Genomic DNA, 1,431 nt, shown 5'->3' with positions numbered 1-1,431 from the left:
CGTAGCCGCGGGTGGCGAGCGAAGGGGTGGGCGGCGGCGAGGAACTGACGGGCGCGTTGGTGGACCGATTCGAAACGCTGGTCCGCGGTGAGGGTAAGGGCCTCCACCGCCAGTGCGCCTGCTTCCTCGGGGTCGGGGTTGTTGACGCGCAGGTGCGCGGTGGCCAAGTCGAGGCGGCAGAGTGCGCGCGGGCCAGCCAACCCTGCGGTGTCGAACGCGGTGATCGCGGTGGTGAGATGGTTGGTGACACCCGCGGTACGGCCGAGCGCCAGGTAGGCGGTCGCCGCGTTGGCCGCGGTTCTGGCCGGGCAGTACGGGCCGAGGGCGAGACTAGCGCTGACCGACGAGCCGGCCGGGTAGTCGGACAGCATGGTGAACGCGTGGTCGACGGCGCGGTCGACGCCGTACCGGTCGCCGAGACAGGCGAGGGCCCGTGCCTGACCGTTGATCGTGAGGCGGATGCGGTGCCCGCTGGTGCCGCCACGGCGCAGGCCGTCCTGGGCGTAGGCCAGCGCGTCATGGTAGTCACCGGCGTAGAAGGCGATCAGGCTTTGCGTGGCCCGTGCCCAGGCTTGTGCGTCGGACTGCTCGGCAGCCTCGGCGAGGTCGAACGCCTCGGCGGCGTAGGCGTGCGCCGCACGGAATGCGCCGAGGTCAAGAGCGAGTGCGCCGAGAAGTCCGGACAGGTGCGCGGCGACGGCGTAGAGCCGGGCGCGTTGCGGTGGGTGCTGCCGGCCTGCCATGAGCTGGTCGACGTAGGAACGCAGCGGTCGCATACGCGCTATGAGGATTACCGGGGTGAGGCGCTCGTTGTCGGCGATCGCCTGCCGGACCTCGTTTTCCAGATACGCGAGACGAATGTTGTCATCGATGGAAGACTTCAGCGCCAGCCGGCGGGCATCTATGCTGTCCTCGCGTTCCCACAGGACAGCACCGCCATTAGCTCCAAAGGCGTCGTGGCCAGCATCGGTCGGCGTCGCCGGCCCCGACGGGCTCCTGGCCTCCTGGATCGCCGATGAGCGTCGTCGTTGACGGTTCAGCTCGGTGATGCGGTCATACTCACTGACGAGCACGCCACCGGTCTGCAGCACAGTGTCGCAGCGCGCCCAGAAGGCACGGTCCGGGTGCTGGTGACCCGTCTCCGTGTTCGCCACGGAGCTGCGGCCATACTGCACGAGCCGCGCCAAGTCGTGCTGGGTGTGACCGCCAGCCCTGCGCAACTGGGCGAGCCGGCGGCCGAGCTTGCGGCGGGCGGCTTTGGTCTCGCTGTCAGCCATCGCTAACCCCCGGTCTACTGCAGACGTGCAGTCACGATGTGTGCAGACGATAGCTGCCGCCTGTGACAATCTTCCGGGCCGGCCGAGCAGCGCCGACCATCAGTGCGGCCGATGGCCGCTGCCAGATGGGGCAGCATCGTCAGGTGCCCATTGT

Annotated in this window: 1 protein-coding gene; it reads right to left on the bottom strand. The window is 69.1% G+C overall.

What is annotated here, in order from left to right; all coding sequences use genetic code 11:
- Positions 1–1,277 (bottom strand): helix-turn-helix transcriptional regulator (locus KBX08_RS34295; RefSeq protein ID WP_247670474.1); only part of this gene is annotated, 1,277 nt, incomplete at its 3' end.
- Positions 1,278–1,431: the final 154 nt, after the last annotated feature.

Source organism: Micromonospora sp. H61, from assembly GCF_018070325.1.
Classification (GTDB): Bacteria; Actinomycetota; Actinomycetes; order Mycobacteriales; family Micromonosporaceae; genus Micromonospora; species Micromonospora salmantinae.
The sequence above is the reverse complement of the archived record's forward strand: the minus strand, read 5'-3'. Positions and strand labels throughout refer to the sequence as shown.